This is a genomic window from Streptomyces sp. NBC_01635, from assembly GCF_045209715.1.
GTDB classification, from domain to species: Bacteria; Actinomycetota; Actinomycetes; order Streptomycetales; family Streptomycetaceae; genus Streptomyces; species Streptomyces hirsutus.
The window spans coordinates 4,409,890-4,430,649 of sequence record NZ_CP109277.1; the positions used below are offsets into that span (position 1 = coordinate 4,409,890).

Annotated in this window: 15 protein-coding genes, 2 tRNA genes, 1 other RNA gene and 1 pseudogene; 7 read left to right on the forward strand and 12 right to left on the reverse strand. The window is 71.7% G+C overall.

Translation table 11 applies throughout. The features are described 5' to 3' along the window. Positions 1-44: 44 nt before the first annotated feature. The 4 genes from OHB56_RS20545 to OHB56_RS20560 all read left to right on the forward strand — a co-directional run bounded on the left by OHB56_RS20545 (position 45) and on the right by OHB56_RS20560 (position 2,809). Positions 45-788: an ABC transporter permease gene (locus OHB56_RS20545; RefSeq protein WP_326757072.1), complete on the forward strand. Its 744-nt coding sequence runs from the start codon at positions 45-47 to the stop codon at positions 786-788. A gap of 25 nt (positions 789-813) precedes the next feature. Next, on the forward strand, positions 814-2,088 hold the full coding sequence (locus OHB56_RS20550) for a sensor histidine kinase (protein ID WP_406354896.1): 1,275 nt from the start codon (positions 814-816) through the stop codon (positions 2,086-2,088). Then, complete coding sequence (locus OHB56_RS20555; protein WP_326753591.1) at positions 2,085-2,714, forward strand: response regulator transcription factor; 630 nt, start codon at positions 2,085-2,087, stop codon at positions 2,712-2,714. Before OHB56_RS20550 ends, OHB56_RS20555 begins: the two co-directional genes overlap by 4 nt. Before the next feature lie 22 nt (positions 2,715-2,736). Beyond that, positions 2,737-2,809: transfer RNA gene (locus OHB56_RS20560), tRNA-Gly, on the forward strand. A gap of 115 nt (positions 2,810-2,924) precedes the next feature. Here OHB56_RS20560 and OHB56_RS20565 read toward each other — a convergent pair. The 6 genes and pseudogenes from OHB56_RS20565 to ffs all read right to left on the reverse strand — a co-directional run bounded on the left by OHB56_RS20565 (position 2,925) and on the right by ffs (position 11,885). Then, the gene (locus OHB56_RS20565; protein ID WP_406354898.1) at positions 2,925-3,824 is read right to left on the reverse strand and encodes a phosphoribosylaminoimidazolesuccinocarboxamide synthase; all 900 of its coding nucleotides are present in this window, start codon (positions 3,822-3,824) and stop codon (positions 2,925-2,927) included. A 227-nt stretch (positions 3,825-4,051) separates the two neighbouring features. Next, positions 4,052-5,437, reverse strand: a pseudogene (locus OHB56_RS20570) (N,N-dimethylformamidase beta subunit family domain-containing protein); the annotation flags it as partial. A gap of 216 nt (positions 5,438-5,653) precedes the next feature. After that, complete coding sequence (locus tag OHB56_RS20575; RefSeq protein WP_406354900.1) at positions 5,654-7,567, reverse strand: hypothetical protein; 1,914 nt, start codon at positions 7,565-7,567, stop codon at positions 5,654-5,656. 359 nt (positions 7,568-7,926) lie between these two features. Continuing rightward, complete coding sequence (gene purD, locus OHB56_RS20580) at positions 7,927-9,189, reverse strand: phosphoribosylamine--glycine ligase (protein ID WP_381028724.1); 1,263 nt, start codon at positions 9,187-9,189, stop codon at positions 7,927-7,929. Positions 9,190-9,372: 183 nt separating this feature from the next. Continuing rightward, positions 9,373-11,721 carry a DNA polymerase III subunit gamma and tau gene (locus OHB56_RS20585; RefSeq protein ID WP_406354902.1) on the reverse strand — a complete coding sequence of 783 codons (2,349 nt, stop codon included), beginning with the start codon at positions 11,719-11,721 and terminating at the stop codon, positions 9,373-9,375. A 65-nt stretch (positions 11,722-11,786) separates the two neighbouring features. Then, positions 11,787-11,885, reverse strand: an RNA gene (gene ffs, locus OHB56_RS20590) — signal recognition particle sRNA small type. Between the two features lie 72 nt (positions 11,886-11,957). Between ffs and OHB56_RS20595 the strand changes: the two genes are divergently transcribed. Together OHB56_RS20595 and OHB56_RS20600 are read left to right on the forward strand one after the other, a co-directional pair. Beyond that, positions 11,958-12,045, forward strand: a tRNA-Ser gene (locus OHB56_RS20595). A 392-nt stretch (positions 12,046-12,437) separates the two neighbouring features. Further along, entirely contained in the window at positions 12,438-13,079 is a 642-nt protein-coding gene (locus tag OHB56_RS20600) for an IS630 family transposase (RefSeq protein ID WP_406354904.1), read from the forward strand. Here the strand turns inward: OHB56_RS20600 and OHB56_RS20605 are convergent. The 4 genes from OHB56_RS20605 to OHB56_RS20620 form a co-directional block, all read right to left on the reverse strand. Further along, positions 13,015-13,428, reverse strand: a complete 414-nt coding sequence (locus OHB56_RS20605) for a DNA-binding protein (RefSeq protein ID WP_350856171.1) — start codon at positions 13,426-13,428, stop codon at positions 13,015-13,017. The genes OHB56_RS20600 and OHB56_RS20605 overlap by 65 nt on opposite strands. Further along, complete coding sequence (locus OHB56_RS20610; RefSeq protein WP_326753603.1) at positions 13,410-13,694, reverse strand: hypothetical protein; 285 nt, start codon at positions 13,692-13,694, stop codon at positions 13,410-13,412. Before OHB56_RS20610 ends, OHB56_RS20605 begins: the two co-directional genes overlap by 19 nt. 729 nt (positions 13,695-14,423) lie before the next feature. Further along, a complete protein-coding gene (locus OHB56_RS20615; protein ID WP_406354906.1) occupies positions 14,424-14,615 on the reverse strand; it encodes a hypothetical protein in 192 nt (63 codons plus the stop codon). A 301-nt stretch (positions 14,616-14,916) separates the two neighbouring features. Then, entirely contained in the window at positions 14,917-15,435 is a 519-nt protein-coding gene (locus OHB56_RS20620; protein WP_406354908.1) for an HAD domain-containing protein, read from the reverse strand. A gap of 588 nt (positions 15,436-16,023) precedes the next feature. On the opposite strand from OHB56_RS20620, the gene OHB56_RS20625 reads away from it, so the two are divergent. Next, the gene (locus tag OHB56_RS20625) at positions 16,024-16,905 is read left to right on the forward strand and encodes a hypothetical protein (protein WP_406354910.1); all 882 of its coding nucleotides are present in this window, start codon (positions 16,024-16,026) and stop codon (positions 16,903-16,905) included. A gap of 279 nt (positions 16,906-17,184) precedes the next feature. Here the strand turns inward: OHB56_RS20625 and OHB56_RS20630 are convergent, their stop codons facing one another. Beyond that, positions 17,185-19,002, reverse strand: coding sequence for a stealth family protein (locus OHB56_RS20630; protein ID WP_406354911.1), 1,818 nt, complete (start codon positions 19,000-19,002; stop codon positions 17,185-17,187). Between the two features lie 13 nt (positions 19,003-19,015). Beyond that, positions 19,016-20,713 carry a stealth family protein gene (locus tag OHB56_RS20635; protein ID WP_406354913.1) on the reverse strand — a complete coding sequence of 566 codons (1,698 nt, stop codon included), beginning with the start codon at positions 20,711-20,713 and terminating at the stop codon, positions 19,016-19,018. Positions 20,714-20,760: the final 47 nt, after the last annotated feature.

The following is a 20,760-nucleotide window of genomic DNA, read 5'->3' on the forward strand; positions in this document are numbered from 1 at the left end:
CGGGGAGCGGGCGGAATACTGCGGCCAGCACCCCGATAGGGCGCATGCGGTCCCTCGCCCGCGCCGAGTTGACGCTGCTGGGGCGCAGCAGGGGCATGCTCTTCGCCGCGCTGTTCGTGCCGCTGGTGCTGCCGCTCAGCCTCTACTCGGCGGCCGGGGAGATGAACCTCGACGAGGTGGGGCTCAGCATCGGCGCCATGATCCTGCCCGGCGCGATCGGCTTCTCCCTGCTGTTCGCCGTCTACTCGGCACTCGTCGGCGTCTTCGTCACCCGGCGCGAGGAACTGGTGCTGAAGCGGCTGCGCACCGGCGAGCTGCGGGACGCCGAGATCCTGTGCGGGGCCTCACTGCCGTCCGTCGCGACCGGGCTGGTGCAGTCGTTGGTGCTGGCGGTGGGCTGCGCGCTGCTGCTGGACGTGGCCGCGCCGCAGGCCGTCCACCTGTCCGTGCTGGGGCTGCTGCTGGGCCTGGTGCTGTGCGCGGCGCTCGCCGCCGTCACCTCGGGCTTCACCCGGACCACCGAGAGCGCGCAGGTCACCGCGATGCCGGTGGTCATGGTCTCGATGCTGGGCTCCGGGATGGCGGTCCCGCTGGAGGTGCTGCCCGACCGGCTGGCCTCCTTCTGCGAACTGCTGCCCCTCACCCCCGCCGTGACCCTGCTGCGCGGCGGCTTCACGGGCAACCTGTCGGTCTCCGAGACACTGTTCGCCGTGGCGACCGGGGTGGCCTGGGTCCTGCTGGCGGTGTTCGCCGTCCGCCGGTGGTTCCGCTGGGAACCGAGGCGCTGACGTGCCGGCTGCGGGAGCCGGGCGCATGAGCAGGCCGGGCAGCTGGTGGGGGCGCAAGAGCACTCCGGCGAAGTTCGAGACGTACACACGGTGGTCGTTCCACTCCTTCCCGTTGATCGAGTTCGTGACGGTCGGCGGGCCGGTACTCGGGCGGGCGGGAAAGATCGGGCCGGGGCTGACGGCTCTGCTGGTGTTCCTGGTCGCCCTGCACTGCGCGCTCTGCGCCGTGTCCGCCTCGCACGCGCTGGACTGGCTGCGCGGGCAGCGGGAGCAGCCGCGTCGGCTGGTGTGGGCGCTCGGGGGCCTCACCGCGGTCGTCGCGGGGTCGGCCGTGGCGATCGCCGAGCACGGGCCGGCGGGCCGGGACGTCGATGAGGCGGTCGCCGGGATGCTGCTGGTCGTCCCGGCCTTCGGCGCCGGAATCGTCGCCCTGGGGGTGCGGCACCGGCTGCGGGTGCTCGCCTTCGCGGCGGGCGCGACTCTCGGGTCCCTGCCCTTCGGCACGCCGGCTCCGGCCACGCTGACCGTCGCCGCGGTGGTGCTGTTCGGCGGCGGGTTCGTGGCCTTCACCTCGGTGTTCTCGGTCCGGCTGCTCAACGCCGTGTACGAACTCGACGAGGCCCGCGAGACCCGCACCCGGCTCGCCGTCGCGGAGGAGCGGCTGCGGTTCGGCCGGGATCTGCACGACGTGATGGGCCGCAACCTCGCCGTGATCGCGCTGAAGAGCGAGCTGGCCGTCCAACTGGCGCAGCGGGAGCGGCCGGAGGCGGTGGCGCAGATGGTCGAGGTCCAGCGGCTGGCGCACGAGGCCCAGCGGGAGGTGCGCGAGGTCGTCCGCGGCTACCGCGAGGCCGACCTGAGCAGCGAGCTCGCGGGCGCGAAGGGCGTCCTGGACGCGGCCGGTATCGACTGCACGGTCACCGGCCCGACGACCGGGCTCCCGGCGCAGGTGCAGTCCGCGCTGGGCTGGGTCGTACGGGAGGCGGCGACCAACGTGCTGCGGCACGGGGACGCGCGGTGGTGCGCGGTGGGGGTACGGGTGCTGAAGGGGCGGACGGTGCTGACGGTGGAGAACGACGGGATGCCGGAGAACGGCGGCTCGGGCCAGGGATCCGGGCTCGTCGGACTGCGTGAGCGGCTGGCGGAGATCGGGGGGTCCCTGCGGGCGGGCCCGGCCGGGGACGGGCGGTTCCTGCTCACGGCCGAGGTCCCGTTGCCGTCGCCTTCCGGACCGTCCCCGTCGGGGGAGTCCACCGCGTCGCCCGCACCCCGAACGAACGTGAGTGAGGTCATGCCATGACGACACCTCGGCCCGTGCGCCCGCTCCGGCTGCTGCTCGCCGACGACGAGCATCTGATCCGGGGGGCGCTCGCCGCCCTGCTGTCGCTGGAGGACGACCTCCTGGTCGTCGCCGAGGCGGCCTCCGGTCCAGAGGCGCTGGCGATGGCGCGGGCGCACGCTCCCGACGTCGCCGTACTGGATCTGCAGATGCCCGGCGCCGACGGTGTGAAGGTCGCCACATCGCTGCGGGCGGAACTCCCCGGCTGCCGCGTGCTGATCGTGACCAGTCACGGGCGTCCCGGGCATCTGAAGCGGGCCCTCGCGGCGGGAGTGCGCGGCTTCGTCCCCAAGACCGTCAGCGCCCAGCACCTCGCGGAGATCATCCGTACCGTGCACGCGGGAAACCGTTACGTGGATCCCGAGTTGGCGGCCGACGCGATCGCCGCCGGTGACTCGCCGCTGACCGCGCGTGAGGCCGAGGTGCTGGAACTCGCGGCCGACGGAGCGCCGGTGACGGAGATCGCGGAGCGGGCCGCGCTGTCCCAGGGGACCGTGCGGAACTATCTGTCGTCGGCCGCCACGAAACTCGGTGCGGAGAACCGGCACGCCGCGGTGCGACTCGCCCGCGAGCGCGGTTGGGTATAGTTGCTTTCGCGCCCCGGCGCATGCGGACGTAGCTCAGCTGGTAGAGCGCAACCTTGCCAAGGTTGAGGTCGCGAGTTCGAACCTCGTCGTCCGCTCGGCAACGAAGAAGACCCCGGTCCATCGGACCGGGGTCTTCTTCGTGCGCGCCCGGTGAGGGGCCGGGGGCTGAGGGCCCGGCGCGCGCCGGGCCCTCAGCCCCGGGCTCGGGCCTCAGCTCCAGCCGAGGCCCGTCAGACGCTCGTACGCCTCCACGTACTTCGCCCGGGTCGCGTCCACGACGTACTGCGGCAGTGCCGGCGGGGGCTGCTCGCCCGCCCGGCCCCAGCCCGACTCTGCGGAGGTCAGCCAGTCCCGCACGTACTGCTTGTCGTACGACGGCTGCGCGCGGCCCGGCTCCCACTGCTCGGCCGGCCAGAAGCGGGAGGAGTCCGGGGTGAGCACCTCGTCCGCCACCACCAGCGTGTCGCCGTCGAAGCCGAACTCGAACTTGGTGTCCGCGAGGATGATGCCCCGTTCCCGGGCGATGTCGCGGGCCCGGGTGTACGCGGCGAGGGTGGCCTGCCGCAGCTGCGCCGCGGTGTCGGCGCCGACCTGGCGGGCGACCTCCTCGTAGGAGACGTTCTCGTCGTGCTCACCGACGGCGGCCTTGGTGGCCGGGGTGAAGATCGGGCCGGGCAGTTCCGATCCGTCCACCAGTCCCTCGGGGAGGGCCAGGCCGCAGACCGTACGGGACTCCTGGTACTCGGCGAGACCCGAGCCGGTGAGGTAGCCGCGGGCCACGCACTCCACGGGGGCCATCCGCAGCGACTTGCAGACGAGGGTGCGGCCCTCCCAGTCGGCGGGGGCGCCCGCGGGAAGTTCGGTGCTCAGGACGTGGTGCGGGACCAGGTCGGCGAGTTGGTCGAACCACCAGAGGGAGAGCTGGGTGAGGACCCTGCCCTTGTCCGGGATCTCGGTCGGCAGCACCCAGTCGTAGGCGGAGATGCGGTCACTGGCGACCATCACGAGGTCGCCCGCCTCGTTCCGGTACAGCTCGCGCACCTTCCCGGTGTGCAGATGCACCAGACCCGGAACCTGGATCGGCTCGGGCTTCTCGACGAATCCGGACACGGTTCCTCCGCGTGGTTCGGAACAACAGGGCGCCCGCGGGGCTCGCACAGGGTGGGGTGGGAGACGGCGGGACAAGTGCCTCCGATTGTCCCGTACGGGCGGCCGACTCCGCTGGTCGGGGCGGCCGCCGCGGGTCGGGACGACGGCGGCGCCGGGCCGGGGCCGGTGGCAGAGGCCGGTCGGGCGCGGTGGCGTGTGCCGAGCAGGCAGGATGGCGGCGGGCCTGGTCAGTCGTTCTTGCAGACGCGGTCGAGGAGGTTGGCGGTGGCGCGCTGGACGCGCGGGTCGGTCCGGCCGGGGCGGCCCAGGGCCGGGGGCCAGGCGAGCGTGCCCGACGCGAAGACCCAGGCGCCGGAGGGCGCCCGGTAGAGCGAGGTCTCCTGGTGCCGTCCGGCGCCCGCCCCGTCGGTGTACGGGGAGTGGGCGAGCAGCACCCGCTCCTCGTGCTCGGGCAGCGGGGTGCGCGGGAAGTAACGGTCGGCCCCGACCGCGACCAGCCCCTCGATCGCGTCACCCTCGAAGACCCCGGTCGCCTCCCACAGCCAGTGGCCGGCGTTGCGCACGATCAGCGGATGCGGCTCGGGCACCTGGCCTGCGTACTGGACGCCGATCAGCTGCTGCTCCGCGCGGTCCGCCTCCCGCCACAGCGCCGCCCTGCCCGGCGCCCCGCGGTCCTGAGCCCCGCGGTCCTGAGCCCTGCGCTCCGGGCCCCGGCGTCTGCCGCTGCGGCAGGTCAGCAGACGGTCGGGGACTCCGGACGGGGAAGGGGCGAGTTCCACCTGCCCGTACATCGTCCGGGCGGAGAGGAAGACCAGGGAGGTGCCGTACTCACGGGCGTGTTCCGCGGTACCGCGCATGGCCCGGGACCAGTACGCGTCGGGGCCGGGGAAGAGGAGGCCCCTGTACCGGGTGGGGTCGACCCGGCCGGCGTGCAGGTCGCGGGCGTCGGCGTAGGCGAGGTCGTAGCCGTAGCGCTCGGCCCAGCGGATGACGTCGTAGGCGTGCCCGGCGGACGGAGGCAGACCGGCGCCCGCGTACGGGCGGTCGAAGGAGACGGTGGCCGCGGAGTGGGAGGGGGAAGCGAGGTCGAAGAGGGGGTCGGTGCCGGCCTCGCCGGGCAGCCGGCCGTCCCCGCTCTCGCCCTCGTCCCCGTCGCCGTCCCTGCGCTGGTGGAGGATCCCGTCGGCCGTGTGGGCTCCGCCCGTCCCGTCGTCCTCCGGGTAGCGGTTGTGGAGTTGCCAGGTGATGTCGGGCAGGACGAGGAGCAGGTCGGCCGGGCGGTGGTCGCGGACCGTGAAGGGAATCCGGGCGCGGTTGCGGCCGTCGGCCGTGGTCAGAACGGCCACGTAGGCGCCGACGCTCCAGTCCGACGGGACCGCCAGCCGCCAGGACAGCCACCAGTGGTGGCAGGAGACCGTACGGTCGGCGGTGAGCGGCGGGGGCTGCGCGATGCCGGCGAGGCGGGGGCCGGACATGATCCGGGCGGCGCCCCGCCCGTCGTAGTGGCCGACGCGGTGGACGTCGACGCGGAACTCCTGGGGCGGGTCGACGGTGACGTGGAAGTCGATCGTCTCTCCGGGTGCCACCCCGCCGGTGGAGCTGAACCCCTCGATCCGGCAGTGCCCCTGCTGCGCACCCATGGTCGCTCCCCTCCCGCAGGCCCCGCCGCCGACGGTCAGCAGTGTGCTTGTCGTATGTCGCAAGCCCTGGTCAAGGAGCCCGAACAGCCCAAGCACATCACATTACGCATGCATCACATCACCCTTCGTCGTGAATCGACCATAAGCGGAAGGGCAGACTCCGGCTTCCGGCTTTCCCGGTCGTCCGGCTCAGACGAGCCGGACCGGCTTCTCCGGGCGTATGCCCTGCCGGGCCAGCCACAGGCGGAGGGCCGTGGGATCGCCGTCCTCGATCAGCATCATGACCTGGGCGGGCAGGTCCGTGACGCGTACGCCGCCCACGAGGAGAGTCGGTCCGTCGAGCCAGTCGAGCCCGGGGGTCGCGCCCAGGGTGTCCATGGCCGCGCAGCAGACCATCGCCGTGATGTGGTCGGCGAGCAGTTCACGCCCGGTGCGCGGGGGCTGGAGAGGGAGCAGGGGCAGCGCCCGGTCGTCCCAGGGAGAAGCGGGACCGGCCGACGCGGCCGTCGGAGCACTCGCGGTCGAGGCGGCTCGCGCGGTGGCCGCCGCTCCCTCGCGGGCCACTTCGGCGCTGATACGCGCGGCCAGGGCCGCGCTGCGCGGAGTGGTACCGACGAGGTCCTCGTCGTCGTCCGGGTCGGCTCCGGCGACGGGGGCGGGGGCAGGGGCAGGGGCGGGTGCGGGTGCGGCTTCTCGTTCCCCGCCCGCCCCGCGTCCTCCGTCGGCGGGCGGGGACACGGGCGGAGGCCGTTCCGCGCGGGAGTCCGGATCCGAGTGCGGGTCCGGGTGTGGGTGCGGGTCCGGGTGTGGGTGCGGGTCCGGGCCGGGATGCGTCAGATGGTCGAGCACGCGGGAGAGCGTCGGGCCGTCGGGACCCGGGCTCTCCGCGCCGGCTCCGGGGCGTACGCCGAGGGTGTCCAGGACGCGGTGGAGGCGGGCCGCGTCCGTACGCCACTTACGGTCGACGACCTCCTCCGGGTAGTCGCCCCAGTGGACCGGCGACCAGTCCGGTCCGCTCCCGGCGGGGCCGCCGTGGAAGAGGCGGGCGGCGAGGAGGGAGGTGGCCTCGTCCACCGTGCCGGGCTCCTCGAGCAGGTCGCAGGCGGGGCGCTCGCCGAGGCGGGAGGCGAATCCCTCGGCCAGCCGGTCCCGGCGGGAGAGCTCGGTGAGCGCGGCCCCCACCCCGGCGTTGAGCCGCGAGGGCCAGCGGCCCATCCGCCAGGCGGGCAGCGCGACCCGGGTGAGCAGCCGGTCCCAGCCCGCGTACGCCAGTCCCACCTGTTCCTGGGCGACGATGCGCAGTCCGTAGTCCACCGCCTGAGCGCGCTCGGCCGCCGCCGCGGCGACTCCGCGCTCCATCTCCGCGGCATGGACCCGGCAGCTGCGCAGCAGCACCCGCGCGATCCAGCCGAAGCCCGTGAACACCGTGCGGAACACCGGCCCGCGGCGGTGCTCCGAGGTCACGGCCACCGCCGCGTCGAGGCCGCGGACGAAGCGCCGGGCGGCGGCTATGTCCGGGTGCGCCGAAGGCCCCGTACCGGCGACGACCGGCGCGAGGACCGCGCGCAGCTCGCCGACGCGCATCCACCACAGGAACGGGGAGCCGATCACCAGCACGGGTGCGGCGACGGCCCGGCGGTGCGGATGCCGGCCCGCGTCCGCTATGTCGCCGTGCTCCTCGGCGGGCGGGGGGCGGCCGTGCGCCGGATGGGTGCGGTCCTCCAGCCAGCTGTCGCAGTCGGGGGTGAGCGCTATCGCGGACGGAACGGGGACGGCGAGCCGGTCGGCGAGGTCGCGGACCATCCGGTACAGGTCCGGGGCGGCCTCCTCGGCGATCGCGACCGTCGGACTCATGGCGGGTCGCGCACGGGCCACGACCAGGGCGACTCCGGCGGCGGTGAGCAGGACCAGCGCCGCGAGCGGCGTGAGCGTCCAGCGGGCGATGTCCCAGCCGGTGCCGGTGAAATGGCCGGTGGGAACGCCGACGAGCAGGATCACGGCGACGGCCGCGGGCAGCAGGGCGACGGCCAGTGCTCTGCCGCGCAGGCGCAGCACCGCGAGCGCCCGTGAACGCGCGGTCTGCACGCCCGCCTCACTGCTCATGCCGCCTCCGCTCATGACCCCGTCCTCACCCCCCTCCCGACGGTTCTGACGCTGTCCCGGCGTTGTCCACTCCCCCCACTGTGGCACCCGTCACTGACATCGCAATGCCGGTGGGCCAAGTGCCGGAACGCTTGCGCGGCACCCTAGTTGGGGGTCCGGCCCCCGTCAGCCGGATAGCGCATCGGTCACTCGATGGAATGGCTCAGGGGAAAGGTGGATGACGGACGGCAAGGATCGGGCCCCGGATCCTGAGACGGATCCGGGGCCCCTGGGGTTCAGTGCCGTTCGCGGTGCGGCCCGACGGCGCCCGCACGGCCGGGCCGGCCCACGCCTGCCCGCGCCGGGGCGCGCGGGAGCGCCTACGCGGTCCTCGCCGCCTCGGCCGCTTCCGCGGCGATGTCCGTACGGTGCTGGAAACCGTCGAGGCGGATGCGGGCCACCGCGCGGTAGGCGCGGTCGCGGGCCTCGGTGAGGTCCTCGCCGGTCGCCGTGACGGACAGCACCCGGCCTCCCGCGCTGACGGTCGCGTCGCCCTCGCGCTTCGTCCCCGCGTGCAGCACGTACGCGTGCGGGGCGTCCTGCGCGGCGATCTCGTCCAGGCCGGTGATGGGGTCGCCGGTGCGCGGGGTGCCGGGGTAGTTGTGCGAGGCGACGACGACCGTGACGGCGGCGTCGTCACTCCAGCGCAGCGGCTCCAGATCGGCGAGATCGCCGGTGGCGGCGGCCATCAGCACCCCGGCCAGCGGGGTCTTCAGACGGGCCAGCACGACCTGCGTCTCGGGGTCGCCGAAACGGGCGTTGAACTCGATCACGCGGACGCCGCGCGAGGTGATCGCGAGACCTGCGTAGAGCAGACCGGAGAACGGGGTTCCGCGCCGCCGCAGCTCGTCGACGGTCGGCTGGAGCACCGACTGCGTGACCTCGTCGACCAGCTTCGGATCGGCCCACGGCAGCGGGGAGTACGCACCCATGCCGCCGGTGTTGGGGCCCGCGTCGCCGTCCAGCGCGCGCTTGAAGTCCTGGGCGGGCTGGAGGGGCAGCACGGTGACGCCGTCGGTCACGGCGAAGAGGGAGACCTCGGGACCGTCCAGGTACTCCTCGATGACGACCTGCTTGCAGGCGCCGGCGTGCGCCTTGGCCGCCTCGATGTCGTCGGTGACGACCACGCCCTTGCCGGCGGCGAGCCCGTCGTCCTTGACGACGTACGGCGCGCCGAAGGCGTCGAGGGCGTCGGCGGCCTCGTCGGGAGTCGTGCAGACGTACGACCGTGCCGTGGGGACGCCGGCTCCCGCCATGACGTCCTTCGCGAAGGCCTTGGAGCCCTCGAGCTGCGCGGCCTCCTTCGAGGGGCCGAAGACGGGAATGCCCGCGTCGCGCACGGCGTCGGCGACACCGGCGACGAGGGGGGCCTCCGGGCCGACCACCACGAGGTCCGCGCCGAGCCGTGCGGCCAGCGCGGACACGGCCGCACCGTCCAGGGCGTCGACCCGGTGCAGCTCGGCGACCTCGGCGATACCGGCGTTGCCGGGGGCGCAGTGCAGCGCGGTGACGTCGGGATCGAGGGACAGAGAACGGCACAGGGCGTGTTCGCGGGCACCGCTGCCGATGACGAGGACCTTCACGGGGTCAGCCTAACGGGAGCCGGGGGTTCGCTTTGTACGGGCTTCCGAAGGACCGGGCCGAACCTGTTCGTGGCTTCCTCCAACCCGGACGCCGGACGGTCGGGCCCACCCGGGTCGCCGGGCCGGTGACACCGGGCCGGTGACACCGGGCTTCTGCCGCCGGGGCGCCCTCGCCGGGGCGTCCTACTCGTTCGTGATCTCCTCGACCACCGTCGCGCCGAGTTCCCGGACGATCAGTTCCTTCCCGGAGAGGGCGGATTCGTCCAGGTCGGGGTCGTCGTCCTCCGGGATGTCGTCCTCGGGGGAGACGGGAGGCGGCGGCTCCGGGGCGTAGGGCCGGGGCGCCGGGTCGGGAGCCGGTGCGGGGGCGGCCGCCGGGGCGCCGCCCGATGGCGCGGAGGCGGAAGGACCGGCCGGGGCAGCCGGGCCCGAGGTCCCCGAAGGGCCCGACGGCTGGGAGGCGCCGGGGCGCTGACCGGCACCGGCGCCCGCGCCCCCGTACCCACCACCCGTGCCCCCGGAGCCGTACCCCGCACCGCCGCCGCGGCCGCCGACGGGTCCGCCACCCAGGGCCGGAGCCGCCGCGCCGCCCCCGGAGGAGTCGATCACGGCCTCGATCTTCCACCGCACGTTGAACTGCTCGACCAGGGCCTGCCGCAGCACGTCCTCGCTGCCGCTGCTCAGGAAGTTGTCCCGCGCGCCGGAGCTCACGAAGCCGATCTGGAGGGTCGTCCCGTCGAACCCGGTCACCTGGGCGTTCTGGCTGAGCAGGATCCAGGTGAAGCGACGACGGTTCTTGACCACTTCCAGGATGTTCGGCCAGAGCATCCGGGGGTCGAGCCCGCTGCCGCCTCCTCCGGAGGGCGCGGGGGCCGACGGAGGCGCGGACGCGGAGACGGGTGCCGGGGTGGGGGCGGGGGCGCTCGGAGCGTGTCCTCCTCCCGCCGCGGCGGCGGTGGGCCAGCCGCCGGGCCGCCGCCCGCCCCCGGCGGAGGCGGCGGTGGGCCAGGCGCCGGGAGCCGGCGCGCCGGGCGGCGCGGGCTCACTCGGCACCGCGGCCGGAGCCTGAACCGAAGCCGCCGGAGCCGGTACAGCAGGTGCAGGAGGTACAGGAGGTGCAAACGCAGGTGCAGGTGCAGGCGCAGGTGCCGCAGCCGGAGGTTGCTGAGCCGCGGCAGCCGCCGCCCCCGGTGCCTGCACGGGCTGCTGAGGCTGCTCGGGCGCGGGCGCGCCCTGCCCCCGTACCGCCGCCCGAGCCGCGGCCGGACCGCCCCCAGGGGGAACCGGCGCTCCCCCACCACCGCCGTGCCCCTCGGCACCGGGCACGTACCCCATGGCGGGCACGCCGGCTGCGGAACCGCCCGCCGAGAAGTTCACACCGCGCTCGATCCGGTCCAGGCGGGCCATGACCGACCGCTCGTCGCCGTACGCGGCGGGCAGCAGCACGCGCGCGCAGATCAGCTCGAGCTGGAGCCGGGGCGAGGTGGCGCCCCGCATCTCGCTGAGCCCCTCGTTGACGAGGTCGGCGGCACGGCTGAGTTCGGCGGCGCCGAAGACCCCGGCCTGGGCCTGCATCCGCTCGATGACATCGGCGGGAACGTCGATGAGCCCCTTCTCCGCGGCGTCCGGAACCGCGGCGAGGATCACCAGGTCCCGGAGCCGCTCGAGCAGGTCGGTGACGAACCGCCGGGGGTCGTTGCCCCCCTCGATCACGTGGTCGACGACCTCGAAGGCCGCGGCGCCGTCACCCGTGGCGAAGGCCTCGACCACGGAGTCGAGCAGCGAGCCGTCCGTGTATCCGAGCAGGGAGGTGGCCATGGCGTACGTCACACCGTCGGGGCCGGCGCTCGCGAGCAGCTGGTCCATGACGGACATGGAGTCACGCACGGAGCCCGCACCGGCCCGCACGACGAGCGGCAGCACCCCCTCCTCGACGGGACTGTTCTCCCGTCCGCACACCTCGCCGAGGTATTCCCGCAGGACCCCGGGCGGCACCAGCCGGAACGGGTAGTGGTGCGTACGCGACCGGATCGTCCCGATGACCTTCTCGGGCTCGGTGGTCGCGAAGATGAACTTCAGGTGCTCCGGGGGCTCCTCGACGACCTTGAGCAGCGCGTTGAAGCCCTGCGGGGAGACCATGTGGGCCTCGTCGATGATGTAGATCTTGTACCGGCTGTGGGCGGGCCCGAAGAATGCCTTCTCGCGCAGGTCACGGGCATCGTCCACACCACCGTGGGAAGCGGCGTCGATCTCGATGACGTCGATCGAACCGGGCCCGTTGCGCGCGAGGTCCTGACAGGACTGGCACTCCCCGCACGGCGTCGGCGTAGGACCCTGCTCGCAGTTCAGGCACCGGGCGAGGATGCGCGCGCTGGTCGTCTTGCCACAGCCTCGCGGACCGCTGAACAGGTACGCGTGATTGACCCGGTTGTTCCGCAGCGCCTGCTGCAACGGGTCGGTGACATGCTCCTGCCCGATGACCTCGGCGAACGACTCCGGGCGATAGCGGCGGTACAGCGCGAGAGACGACACGCCTACGAGGTTATAGGCGCCCGCCGACAACCCACCCCGCCCCGCCCTGCGGCGGGGGGACGGCACACGAAAGCGCCCCCCACGCACCCGCCAGAGCCGACCTACCCTTGCTGCCTTCCGGCCCTGGGGGAGTTCAGTCAGATAGCGCCACGTGAGGGGCTGCGCACAGGTTACCCCATGTCGCGGGGGCGGAACGAGTTCGCAAGCACTCCTTCCGGTCATGTAATGTTCCTCCCGGAGGATTCGCCTAGTGGCCTAGGGCGCACGCTTGGAAAGCGTGTTGGGGGCAACCCCTCACGAGTTCGAATCTCGTATCCTCCGCCAGTGCCTCACCGGGCACGAAGTCGAAGGGCCCCACCGCTTGCGGTGGGGCCCTTCGACGTGTGGGGTTGCAGTTCACACCACGCCGGCGCAGCACCTGCGCCATAAGGAACCGCCACCAGCCACACCACGAACCGGCTGCCACGCCGAGGGCGCGCTTCTCCGGTCAGCTGATACCGATCGACTCGTCTCCGGCTGTCGGGCCGCCTGAGTGCAGTCCTGCACGCGCGCCAAGGGGGACCGCGTGTCCATCGAGAGCGATCAGTACGCACGCATCATGGCGCAGCTCAAGGAGGAGCTGGGGGATCCGGTGACCTGAGTCGGAGATGCGTCGTTGGTTCGGTACGAGTCGTCGTCGCACGACGGCCCAGGCTCCGGCCCAGCGCTCAAGGATCGTGCTGGAGTGCGCCGAAGGGCACTCGATCATGGAGGTGTCCCGGCGGCTGAGCATCTCGCCGGACACGGCCCGCACCTGGCGGCGGCGCTTTGTCGAACGGGGCCTGGACGGCCTGTCCGACGAGCCGCGGCCCGGTGCCCCGCGAAAAATCACCGACGCGGACGTCGAGCGGGTCATCGTCAAGACGCCGGAGGAGAAGCCGAAGAACGCCACCCACTGGTCGACGAGGTCGATGGCGGCGGCCACGGGCATGTCGCAGTCGGCGATCTCGCGGATCTGGCGGGCGTTCGCCCTGGCCCCGCACCGCTCACAGACGTCTCTGCTGTCCACCGACCCGTTGCTCATCGACAAGGTCCGTGACGTCGTCGGCCCCTGCCTCGACCCGCCGGAGAAAGCCCTGGTGCCGTGCGTGGACGAGAAGTCCCGGATCCAGGCCCTGGACCGGTCCCAGCCCGTGCTGCCGATGGTGCCCGGGGTGCCCGAACGCCGCAGCCCGACCAACGCTTCACGGTGGCCTACCCGGACAGGGCCGATCGGGTTCCTGATCAACATCCCCGCCGGTTCCGCACTGCCGGTTACACGGCGACGAGGCGCACCCTGTCGCCGCAGAGCTTCGTCATGTCGTCGATGTCCGAGGTGAGCATGACGACCGGACGGCGCTGCCGTAGCGCCATCTCAGCCACGGCGGCATCAATGGCGTACTTGTGACCATGCAGCCCCGTGCCGATCAATATGGCTGAGGCGGCCTTGGCCTCCTCGTCGCCGATGGGCACGATTCTCACGCCGGACAGAACCCAGGCGAGCCGCGCCTTGTCGGTCCGGCGATGCGCCGCTTCGATGATGGTGAGTGCACTGATGACCACCTCCATGCCCCGCTTGCGGGCTTCGGCGATGAGGGCGACGACGGGCTCGTGATCACTGACGAACTTCGACAGGCCCTCGCAGTCGAGAACGAGGGTGCCTTCGTGACTCAGCTTGCGGCGGGCCACTGCCCCTCCTCGGCGAACACCTCGTCGAAGACCCGGCGTGCCTGCTCCTGCTCGTGCCCGGAGAGCGGCCCCTGACGGCGTTCGTAGTCGGCCAGGTACTCATCCAAGATCTGACCGCGCAGCTCGCGCTCCACCGCTTCGGTGATGAACGCGGAGAACTCACGTTTGCCGACCCGTCGGCGGATCGCCTCCGCCGTCCCCTCGGGGAGGGAGAGGCTGACCCTGGTGGCCGGCCCTTCGCCGACGCTGTAAGGAATCTCGCTCATGGGACCTAAATTATCAAACGAGTAGGAATTCGGTCTGGGTTCAGTGCACACCGAACGGCGCGAGCCGACCACCCCTCACCTCTTGGTCTCAGTTCTGGTCTCATTCACCCACGTTCAGCTGTGTCCGGACACAGCTGAACAGTCCGCTCCACGGCTGGTCAGGATGCCAAGGATCAGGAGGACGGTCATGGCGGTGTGGCGAGCGCCACGAAGGCGGCCGTCTCGCACGCCGGCGTCCCGAAGCAGCCGCTTCCCTACACGGAAGTCGGTGTTCGGGCTCAGCGGCCCGCCGACCGACGGGGCGAACACGCCTCCCTCGCCCTCCCGGTCGGTACCGGCAGCGACCCGCTCCCGCTCTTGTGCTTCCTGGTGCCGGCCAAAGATCTTGATCAGCGGATCGGGCAGGCCGATGACGCGTCGTCCCGCTCGGGACTTGGTGAGTTTTGGGACTCCGCCGACCTCTGCCGTTCAAAGCCCGCAGCGGCAGGACCACCGAGTCTCCGTAGGCGTACAGCAGCGCAGTACCGCAACCCCAGTAACCGCCTCTCGCCCAATAGCGTCTTTCCAGAGCCACGAAGCGACCGGCATGACCGCCGGGGGCCGTTCTCACCGCTCATCGCGCGGAGGCGGCGGGATGTGAACCCGCGGTGACGTCGCCGCCATGACGGTTTTCAAGATCGATCCAGGTCTTGACTCGCCCCTCGAGACTCCACCGACCCTCACAGCTGGTCAGCCCAGCAGGCCTCTCCGCATCAACTCTTCCTCGATGGCCTCTCGCCCGGCCTTCCAGGAACGCCTCCCCTTGTTTGCGGCAGACTGCGCCTCTCCGGTCTGATACCTAAGCAATTCGGCACGAAGAGCATCATCCGACATCACGCGATACCTGTGCCGCTCGGCGGCATCCTTCTTCCAGCGCTGCACGAGGACCCCTCCTGAACAACTTCACCCTTGCCCTGTTGACCGCAGTACAGCAGCGGAGTACAGCAACCCGTCCGATCGCAGTCAATCGATTACGGCTTCCGGCACCTTGCCGAGTAACCGCGCGGACCTCGGCGCCCGCCCCACCCACAGTTCGCATCGAGGAGCAGGCTGACATCCACGGCCGACATCAACGACAGCGGACACGAACGGACGCCTCAGGGCTCCTACGGAGCGCTGGTGGCCCCACGGCCCGGGCCACCAGGGACGCAACCATCACGCGATCGAACTCCTGATGCGGTGTTCATCTCGGCGCAACGGTATGGAGCCAACCGGCGAGCGCGGAGAAGTCCGCGTCCACGAGGCCTCCGGCCGGTTCCACGCGATGGAGGAGCGACGGCCCGGGATGTTGGGCAGTGACCCAGAGACGGTCCATGGGGCCGATCTCGTCGTCGACCCAGATGAACGGCCGGCCGTCGGCCCACTCGACAAGGGGGCGGGTCTTCCAGTGCAGGCCGCGCGGGCCTTCCTCGGCACAGAGGTCCGGCCACTCCACCACGGGCAGCTTCGGCAGTCCGATACGTGGGGCAACAGCCTCGTTCGCCTCCTCCATCCAGGTCGTGGCCCATACGAGACGGCAGCCCAAGGCCATGAGACGCTCCCCGATCCCGGGGTCGAGCCGTTTCAGCAGCGGGTTCCCCTGATCGACAGGCGTCGAGGCGTCGGCCGTAGCGGCCTGCGGGTGACCGGACGACGCCCCGAACGGGATGAGCGGGCCGTCGACGTCGAGGAAGAGGAGGGGGCGCTCCGCTGCGCGTGCCACGGCGGCACGATAGCCCGACGCGGCAGGGAAGTGACACCCTCGGGCGGGCCGTCCGTGGGCCGTGCGAGGTCGACCCACGGCGACCGACAGCGACCGTCGATTCTCTGCCGTGCCGGGCGGACCGCGAGGGGGCATCCGCTCGGACTGATCGTGGAACGAGATCAGGAGATCTCTTCCTCGGACCCACCTGTCACGCTTTCGGCCCTGGTGAACCACTTGGGTGCCAACGACGCCGGCTCCGGCTTCCCTCAGTGGGCCAAGGAACTCCGACTGCCCCATGAGCGCGTCAGCAGACGAGAAGTCCGGCTTCCGGGTCAAGCAAGTGAAGCGACTCCACGAACGCCATGGAGCTGGTCCGGCGGTGGCCTGAGGCCGAAGCACCCTGGGTGTCCAACCGCTCAGCACGGCCCTCGGAATTCATGCGGGCAGGTATATGCCGTCTGCCGCGCGTGCCTCACAAGAATCCAGCGGACCGCAGGACGCACTCCGAGATACGCTCGCGGCCTTGATGTGGATCTGTCATCCAAATCGGGGGGACAAGTGGGGGTTTCAGCGTTCGGTTTCGTACCGCGCAGAGTGACGAGCGCGGTGTCCGCGGCCGTGCTGCTCACCGGGGGAACGGTTGCCTGCGGAGGGGGCATCGCGAGTGGTTCCGCGCATGATGACCCGCCCAAGGTGACGCCCGCGGCGGCCGTGGCGGAGGCGGCGACGAACACCGAAGACGTCACGTCGCTCCACTACCGGGTCACCGGGACCGTGCCGGAGAAAGGCCGCCTGGAGGCCGAGGCATCCATGAGCACGGAACCGCTGACCATGAGTATGAAGATGACCGCGGCCGACCAGGGCGAAGACGGCCGGCTGGAGATCCGGTTCGTCGACGAGGTGATGTACGTCGGCGGGAGTGCGATCGACTCCGAGGAACTGGACGGCAAGAGCTGGTTCAGCGCCGACCCTGCTGTATGGGGACGCGGCGCGGTGGACAACAGGTCCTACGGCATACTGCCGCGTCAGATCGAAGGTAACCCAGCCGTGCAGTCCACGATCCTGACCGCCTCCAAGGACGTGCGGAGGATCGGGACGGAGACGATCGACGGCAACCGGACCACTCACTACAGAGGAACAGTCACCGGTGACGGCATAAGTGCCGCCCGTAACGCTGCCGCGAACAGGGCGGATCGGGAGCGCCAGATCGACAGCCTTGATCAGTTCATGGCGCTGCGCATCGACGGCACACTCACCATGGATCTGTGGATCGGCGACGACAAGCACACCAAGCAGTTCCGCATGCGGGGCGACACGTTCGCCGCACAGGGCAGCACCGAGGGAAAGCCGCTCGAGCTCACCGACAGCGACCCCCTCGACTTGACCATCACCTTCCTCGACGTCAACCAGCCGGTGACCGTCGAGGCACCACCGTCCGAAGACACCGCCGACCTCGCCGCACAGGCGGCCGAGGCACAGGCAGGCTGAGCGACACCTGGGAAGACCTGAACGCCCGGCCCGGCGGCACCGTCTCACTTTCCGTCTCGTTCAGTCCCGTTCACGGCTGTTCAGGGGAGACTCAGAGCCGCGCCCGCCCCTCCGACCAACCGACCGTGGACGCAGGTGAACGGTCCTGGACAGGCCACAGCAGGCCACCGGCACAGTGGGAAAGCGCGTGGGGCGCCCCCTCACGAGTTCGCATCCCGTCTCCTCCGCCAGTGCCTCACCGGGCAACGTCACCGGCACGAGGGGTACCCGCGGACGGTGTCACTCGCGAAGCCGTGCCTCCTTCGGCCTCGACTGCGGCGGGGGACTCGCCGTGAGCGGCGCGACCGGGCGCGGGGCGGGCCGGGCCGCTCCTTCGAAGCGGCTCGGGAACGGGTACTTCCGCTCCAGGAAGACGCGGATGGCGGTCCGGGCCGCCGACCTGGCCTCCGGGGCGGTGTCCACGTCGTTGAGGCAGAAGAAGTCGATGTCCTCGCCGGCCGCGAGGCGGGCCAGGCGCCGCCGCATGTCCGGGGTGCCCAGTTGCACGTAGCGGAAGCGGTAGTCGGCCGGGACGGCCCGGCCGGTCGCGATCGCCCAGTGGTGGTGGAGCGTGGACGCCGGAGCGACGTCGGAGGTGGAGCGGAAGCGCGAGTAGGCGGTCCGCTCGAGTTCCTCGATGTCGAGGCTCTCCATCTCCCGCATGACCGAGCGCAGTTGGGGATGGGGAGTGTGTAACGACTTGTGGGTGATGTGTCTGCCGTGGAAGCGGTTGATCACCTCGCGGGCGTTCTTGCCGGCGGAGTTCGGGGCCGGTTCCAGGGGGTGCGGGGAACCGACGCCGAGCTTCAGCGGGGACAGCGGGATCCGGGCGATGCCGTTGCCGTGGAAGAAGTGCTCGGCCCGTACCGGCCGGTTGATGAAGACGTCGTCGTTGAAGTAGAGGTAGTGCTCCGACAGACCCGGTATGTGGTGCAGCCGGCTCTCGATCGCGTGCGAGTTGAAGACGGGGAGCGCGTCGGGCGGGAGGATGTCCCGGTGGTCGACCACGGTCAGGCCCTCCGCGTCCGGATCCAGCCAGTGGGGGATCTGGGAGTCGGTCACGAGGTAGACGTGCCGGACGAACCCGGCGTACATCTGCAGCGAGCGCAGTGCGTACCTCAGTTCGTCATGGCTGGTGTAGCGGGAGGCGCCGGTCTCGCGCGGAGCGATGGCACCGTCGGAGAGTGCCTGGTGGGCGCGGCGCTTCGCGGCCATGGCCGGGTCGTCGCCGTCGACCCAGGTGTACACGGCGTCGACGGGGAAGCAGACCTCGTCGATGCCCGGCTCGGCGAACGGGGCGAACGTCGGCACGCGGCGGCGGTGGCCCGCCGCGGTGGCGGGCCGCTGCGCCGTCACCGGAAGCACCTCCGACACGGGGTTGCGGCGCGGGGCGACGAGCGCCGGGCCGAAGACGTCCGGCAAGCTGCTGCCGGGCACGGTGAGCCAGGAGGGGTCCGTGGCCAAAGCCGTGCCGAGGTCCCGGCCGTGGCACCAGAACTCGATGTCGCACCCCGTTTCGAGGCCGGTGAGCACCTGTCCTCCCGGGCCGAGGCGGACCACGCCGGTGCGGAGCACCGCGGCCCGTCTCAGCGCCCGCGGCAGCTTCCCGTCGGCCCACAGCGCCGCTTTCGTCACGGCGCCGTCCGGTCCGACGGTGCCGACGTACCCGACGGTGCCGGTGAGGCGCTGGACGGCCTGCGAGAGGAGCATGCCGCGGTACGTCTTCTCGACCCCGACGACCTGCCGCGGCGCGCCGTGCCCGTGGTCGGCGGGGACCAGGAAATACGGAATGCCGAGCCCCTCCAGCAGGGCGCACACCCGCTCGAGATCGGCTTCGGCGGCGTCCTCGGCGGTGTAGTCGGCGACCGTACGGCCGTACAGCCGTACGGGTCCGAGGGTGACCCGGCGCAGTCCGGGGACGGTGGCCCGCAGGCGCCGTCGGGCCCGGACCGCACACAGCGCCCAGAGCCGGGCCGACAGCCGGAACCTCAGGCCCACCAGGAGGTCCCGGGCGGCCCGCATTCCCTCGAACGCTCCAGGACGGTGGCGGATGTCCATGCCCCCGGCCCCGTCACTTCTGCTTCTCGAAGGGGCTTGCGAAGGGAAAGTAGTGCTCCAGGAACCCGCTCATCCGGACGCCGACCCGCTCCCGCTCCTCGGGCCGCACATCGACGTCGTTGAGGCAGAAGAAGTCGAAGCGGCGGTTGCGGCGCAGATCGGCCAGGCGTTGCTCGGCGTCCGGGCGGCTGATGTTCACATACCGGTAGTGGTACTTCCCCGGCGTGCCGTGGCCGGTCATGAGCGCGTACTGGTAGAGCAGCGGGGCCGTCACGGCGATGTCCTGCGGCGAGCGGAAGCGGGACGCCGTGGTGCGGCGGATGTCCTCCGGGAAGAGCTCCTCGAGGGCCTGCAGTGTCCCGCGCCGCTGCGGCAGCGGGGTGTGCATGAAGTTGTTCGTCGTCATCCGCCCGAACTTCTCGAACAGCAGCCGGCGGACGTTCTTGCTCGCGGAGTTGGTGGCCGTCTCCTCGGCGTGCGGCTTGCCGACGCCTATCTTGAGCGGGGAGACCGGAATCTTCATCAGGCCACTGCCGTGGAAGAAGTGCTCCGCGGTCACCCGGCGGCCGACGAACACGTCGTCGTTGAAGTACAGGTAGTGCTCCGACAGGCCCGGTATGTGGTGCAGCCGGGTCTCGATCGCGTGTGAGTTGAACACCGGCAGGACGCCCTGCGGGAAGATGTCACGGTGGTCGACGACCGTGATCCCCGGGGCCCGGTCGTCGAGCCAGTGCGGCTTCTGGCCGTCGGTCACGAGGTAGACGTGCCGGACGAAGTCGGCGTACATCGCGAGCGAGCGCAGCGAGTACTTCAGCTCGTCGTGGCTGGTGTAGCGGGAGGCGTTGGTCTCCTTGTCCAGGATCTCGGCGATGCCGCGCTCCTGGTACCGGGCCCGCTTGGCCCGCATCTCCGGCTCCTCGCCGTCCACCCAGGTGTAGACGACGTCGACGGGGAAGGTCACGTCGCCCACGGTCGGCAGGGTCAGCGGGACGAAGCTCGGCAGCTCCCGGCCGCCGACCCGCACCGTGGCCGGCTTCTGCTCGGACGCCGGCAGTACGTCCGTGATGCCGTTGTTCCGCGGTGCGACGAGGGACTCGGCGAAGACGTCCTCGGACGCCTGCGGCTGCGCCTTGGCCAGTCGGCGAGGCCCGTCGTCGGTGGCGAGGAGCTGTGCCCCGTCCTCCCAGAACTCGACGTCGCAGGCGAGCTCCGGCCCGGCGAGCAGCTGGCCCGAGGGCCCGAGGTGGTTCTCCCCGATCCGCAGGATGGGGGCCGTGCGTAAAGCGGTCGGCAGTACACCGTCCATGAACAGTGCGGGGTGCTTGAGCCGTGCGCCGGGCAGCGGTCTGCCGATGAACACCGCCTTCCCCGCGTTCCGCGCCTCGAGGGTGGTGAGGAGACGCTCCCGGTCGACGACGTTCACGCCGACCGTGTGGCGCGTACGCGAGGCCGGTACCAGGAAGTAGGGGATGCCTTCCTGCTCCAGCGCGGCGACGACCAGACCGAGGTTGGTGGCGGCCGCCTCAGCGGCGCTGAACCGCGTCACGACCCGCCCGTAGAGCTGCTGGCCGCGCACCGCCACCGGGCGGAGCACCGGGTCCGTGACCGCTGCCCTGCGGCGCCGCCGCATGGTGCGCAGCCGCCACACACTTTCGGCGGCCTTCCGCTCGACTCGCGGTCGCATCCGCCGGGTGAAGGAACGCACGGTCACGTGATGAGCTCCTCTTCATACTCCCTTGAACATCTTTGCGCTAACCA